Source organism: Phenylobacterium sp. (assembly GCF_036263695.1).
Taxonomy (GTDB): Bacteria; Pseudomonadota; Alphaproteobacteria; order Caulobacterales; family Caulobacteraceae; genus Phenylobacterium.
The window spans coordinates 1-4,493 of the sequence record NZ_DATAGM010000451.1; the positions used below are offsets into that span (position 1 = coordinate 1).

Annotated in this window: 4 protein-coding genes; 2 read left to right on the forward strand and 2 right to left on the reverse strand. The window is 69.4% G+C overall.

The window, feature by feature from the left end; all coding sequences use genetic code 11:
* Positions 1–754 (forward strand): phytanoyl-CoA dioxygenase family protein (locus tag VHK87_RS18150; protein ID WP_329636300.1); only part of this gene is annotated, 754 nt, incomplete at its 5' end.
* Between the two features lie 84 nt (positions 755–838).
* On the opposite strand, the gene VHK87_RS18155 is transcribed toward VHK87_RS18150, so the two are convergent.
* Together VHK87_RS18155 and VHK87_RS18160 are read right to left on the reverse strand one after the other, a co-directional pair.
* On the reverse strand, positions 839–2,245 hold the full coding sequence (locus VHK87_RS18155) for a BON domain-containing protein (RefSeq protein ID WP_329636301.1): 1,407 nt from the start codon (positions 2,243–2,245) through the stop codon (positions 839–841).
* Positions 2,246–2,381: 136 nt separating this feature from the next.
* Positions 2,382–3,917, reverse strand: a complete 1,536-nt coding sequence (locus tag VHK87_RS18160) for an acyl-CoA carboxylase subunit beta (RefSeq protein ID WP_329636302.1) — start codon at positions 3,915–3,917, stop codon at positions 2,382–2,384.
* A 156-nt stretch (positions 3,918–4,073) separates the two neighbouring features.
* On the opposite strand from VHK87_RS18160, the gene VHK87_RS18165 reads away from it, so the two are divergent.
* Positions 4,074–4,493: retropepsin-like aspartic protease (locus VHK87_RS18165; protein WP_329636303.1), on the forward strand; the 420-nt coding region annotated here is incomplete at its 3' end.

Below are 4,493 nucleotides of genomic sequence, written 5' to 3' on the forward strand. Positions count from 1 at the left end.
GCGCGAGACCAGCAGCACCATCATCCGCGGCCTCTTCCCCGTGGGCGTCATCGACGCCTGGAACGAGGCCTTCCAGCCCCTGCTGCTCGACGCGATCGAGCGCGAGGGCGACGACCCCAACCGCGGCGCCAACCGCCACTATGTCACCCTGCCCTTCACCGACCTGTGGGCCGACCCGCAGATCGTCGACAACGACGTCATCATGTCGGTGGTCGAGGAGCTGGTCGGCGAGGACGGAGTGATGTGCCAGCTGGCGAGCGACACGCCGCTGCTGGGCTCGGACTATCAGGACCTGCACCGCGACACCCAGCTGCTGTTCCCCGAGAGCGGCGCCGAGACCCCGCCCTACCAGCTGGCCGTCAACTTCCCCCTGGTCGATGTGACGGAGGAGAACGGCCCGATGGAGTTCGCCGCCGGCACCCACATGACGCCCAAGGCCGAGGGCATGCGCCGCATCGAGACCGGCGAGGCGCCGCTGCAGAAGGTGTTCATGCAGCGCGGCGACGTGATGATCCGCGACGTGCGCCACATCCACCGCGGCACGCCGAACCGGTCCGCCACGCCCCGGCCGATGGTCGTCATCGGCTACTCGCGCCGTTGGCTGTTCCGCCCCGAGGTGCAGATCCGCGTTCCCGCCGATACGCTGGCCCGCATGCCCGAGCGGGCGAAGCGCTGGCTGCGCTTCAACCCGGTGTTCGAGAACGTCGCCGAGGCCGTGAAGCGCGAAGAGAGCTACCGGGCGTTCGCCTACTGACGAAGAAAGCCCTCTCCCCTTGTGGGGGAGAGGGCCTTGATGAGTTGCGCCAGACCTTCCCCGCTCCGGGGAGGGTGCGCCGTTCTACTTGCGGTCCTTGTTTGTCGAGGGCGCGCCGGTCGAGGTGGTCGCCGAGCCGGCGGTGGTCGTGCCGCTCTGGCCGGCCTGGCCGGTGCTGCCGGCGTCCGTCAGGGAGGCGGCGCCGGCCGCGGCCGGGTCGCCTGCCGCCAGCATGTTGTCGCCAAAGCCGTGGCCGGTCCCGGTAATCGGGTTGTTGCTCGAAGTGTCGGACGAGCCGCGCCCCAGCATCGAGCCGGCGCCTTCACGCGGGTTGTCGCCGCTGAGGCCCTGGCCCTGGTTCTGCTGGACACGCAGGTTGTTCTGCACGTGGGTCACCCCCCAGATGTCCTCGACGCAGCGCTCGGCCCTGCGCCGCTCCTCGCGGTCGGAGACGTTCCCGGACAAGGTGACCTCGCAGTTCTTCACCTCCACCTCGATGTGGGTGGCGTCGACCCAGGGGTCGTCCGTCAGCCGCCGGTGAACTTCCTCGCTGATCCGCTCGTCGGAGCGCTTGTACCCCTTCGGCCCGCGGCCACGGTGGCCCTGGGTCTGGGCGCCTTGGGTCTGGCGGTCCCACTCCGTGCGGCGCTCGGCGTCCTCGTCGCCGAAGAAGGAGGCGACCTGGTTCTTCGCCCGGTCCCACCAGCTGCGGCCGCCTTCGCCGCGCCCCTCGCGAACGTTGGGCGGGCTATGGTCGTCATGATCGCGGCCGCGCCAGCCCTGCGAGCGGCCGCCGTAGGTCTCGGCTCCGCCGCGCCACTGCGGGGCCTCGTAGCCGCCAGGGACCGGGCCGTGGTCGCGGCCGCCCTGGCCGTATTCCTCGCGATAGATGGGCTCGCGGGCGTCGTCGCCATAGAAGCGGCCGCCGGCGCGATAGTCGCTCCCGCGCCCTTGGGTCTGCTGTCCGTAGGCCTGGCCAAAGTGCTCGCCGCCGCGGCCGTACTCGCGTTGTCCGCCTTGGCTGCCTTGGCTTCCGTAGGCGCCATACTGTTGGCCGCCGCCCGATTGCGAGCCCCCCGACGAGCGCCCGTAGTCCGCGCCGCTATAGGTGGCGCCGCCACGATAGTTGTCGCCGCTTTCGCGCTCGCCGAACACCTGGTCACGATCCGGGCCGGAGAACCGCGCGCCGAACTCGTTACGATCGCTCTGAGCGCCGCCGCCATAGCCTCGGCCGCCGAAGCCGCCTTCGCCATAACCGCGATCCTCGGCGCCGGAGCCGGAGCTGTAGCTGCGGTCCAAATCGTAGCCGCGGTCGTCGTCGTATCCGCCGCGCGGGTCGAAGGTGCGGCCCTCGCGGTCGCCGCCGGCGCCTTCAAAACCCTGCTGTCCGTAATCCTGGTCGCGGCTCTGTCCGCGGCCGAAGCGCTCCGAGCGCTGCCAGTCCCGGTCGCGTTGCTCGCGGTCGCGTTCGTCAGTCCATCGATCGGCCATGACGAGGTCTCCCTTGTTCGTTGAAACCGTGGGCGGGGGATGCCCTGCCGGCGTAACAAGGGTCTGGCGCAGGTTGTTCCGCGCAGACTCCTCCTCTCCCCTGAGGCGAAGCCCGAGGGGACAGGGGCTGGGCCGCCTACAACGGAATGTTGTCGTGCTTCTTCCAGGGGTTCTCGAGGACCTTGCCCTCCAGACGCTTGAGCGCCCGCACGATCCGGCGGCGCGTCGAGTGGGGCATGATGACGTCATCGATGTAGCCGCGGGATGCGGCGACGAACGGGTTGGCGAAGCGGTCCTTGTACTCCGCCTCGCGGGCGGCGATGGCGTCCGAATCGCCGATCTCGGCGCGGAATATGATCTCCACCGCACCCTTGGAGCCCATCACCGCGATCTCGGCGGTGGGCCAGGCGTAGTTCACGTCGCCGCGGATGTGTTTGGAGCTCATCACGTCGTAGGCGCCGCCGTAGGCCTTGCGGGTGATCACCGTCACCTTCGGCACCGTCGCCTCGGCATAGGCGAACAAGAGCTTGGCCCCATGGCGGATCAGGCCGCCCTGCTCCTGGCGGGTGCCGGGCATGAAGCCGGGCACGTCGACGAAGGTGACGATGGGGATCTCGAAGGCGTCGCAGAAGCGCACGAAGCGCGCCGCCTTGCGCGAGGCGTCAATGTCCAGCACGCCGGCCAGGACTTGCGGCTGGTTGGCGACGATCCCCACCGGCGCCCCGTCCATGCGGGCGAAGCCGACGACGATGTTCTTGGCGTAGTCCGGGCTGATCTCGAAGAAGTCGGCCTCGTCCACGACCTTCAGGATCAGCTCCTTCATGTCGTAGGGCTTGTTGGGGTTGGCCGGCACCAGGGTGTCGAGGCTCGGCTCCAGCCGCTCCGGCTCGTCGAAGCTCTGGCGGACCGGCGGCTTCTCGCGGTTGGACAGCGGCAGGAAGTCGATGAGCCGGCGCACCTGCGTCAGCGCCTCCAGGTCGTTCTCGAACGCCCCGTCGGCGACGCCGCTCTTCAGCGCGTGGACCCGGTAGCCGCCCAACTCCTCGTGGCTGACATCCTCATGAGTGACCGTGCGCACCACGTCGGGACCGGTCACGTACATGTAGGAGGTGTCCTTCACCATGAAGATGAAGTCGGTGATGGCCGGCGAGTAGACGTCGCCGCCGGCGCAGGGGCCCATGATCACGCTGATCTGCGGGATGACGCCCGAGGCCAGAGTGTTCTCCAGGAAGATGTCGGCGTAGCCGGCGAGCGAGTCGACGCCCTCCTGGATGCGCGCGCCGCCGGCGTCGAACAGGCCGATGATCGGCGCGCCCACCTTCATCGCCTGGCGCTGCACCTTGACGATCTTCTGCGCGTGCGCGCTTGAAAGAGAGCCGCCGAAGACCGTGAAATCCTTGGAGAAGACGAACACCGTCCGGCCATTGATGGTGCCCCAGCCGGTGACCACCCCGTCGCCCGGTATGCGCTGGTCGGCCATGCCGAAGTCGGTCGCCCGGTGCTCGACGAACATGTCGAACTCTTCGAAGCTGCCCTCGTCCAGCAGCAGGTCCAGCCGCTCGCGGGCGGTGAGCTTGCCCTTGGCGTGCTGGCTCTCGATGCGCCGCGCGCCCCCGCCCAGACGCGCCACGTCCCTGCGCCGCTCGAGCTCCTCCAGGATGTGCTTGACCAAGGCTTCCCTTCCTTACGCGTCGCGCTCCCCGACTCTGGGAAGGCGTAGATGGCGCAAGGACTTGTGACAAGTTCCCGCCACGGAACCTCGCGCGGTTCAAATTGCAGCGTTATCCGCATCGGCGTATCCTGCCGGCAGGGAGCGTGGGGAAACGCCATGCCCGTGCGGGCGAACAGGCGAGAGGCGATGGGGCTGCTGGCGGCCGCCGCGGCGTTCGCGCCGTCGTTGGCCCACGCTCAGGCCGAAGGCACCACCGCCGAGGAGGTCCACGAGGACACATCGGTCCCAACCCTGGACACCGCCTCGCTGCAGGTGACCGCGCCGATCTTCGTGGACGGCCACGGCCCCTTCCAGTTCCTGGTCGACACCGGGGCTAACATCTCCTGCATCGCCGCCGCCCTCGCCGAACAGCTCGGCCTGCCGCCCGGTCCGCTGGTCAAGGTCAACACTGTGGCCGGGTCACGCCGGCGGCAGAGCGTGTTGGTGGACCGGCTGCAGGTCGGCGCCCGCACCCACCGCCGCGTCCGCGCCCCGGTCCTGCCGGTCGCCGGGCTGCAGGTCGACGGCGTCCTGGGC

What these genes read in the sequence shown, in the direction of transcription:
- VHK87_RS18155 (WP_329636301.1), bottom strand. Translation starts at nt 2,245, where the DNA reads ATGGCCGATCGATGGACTGACGAACGCGACCGCGAGCAACGCGACCGG.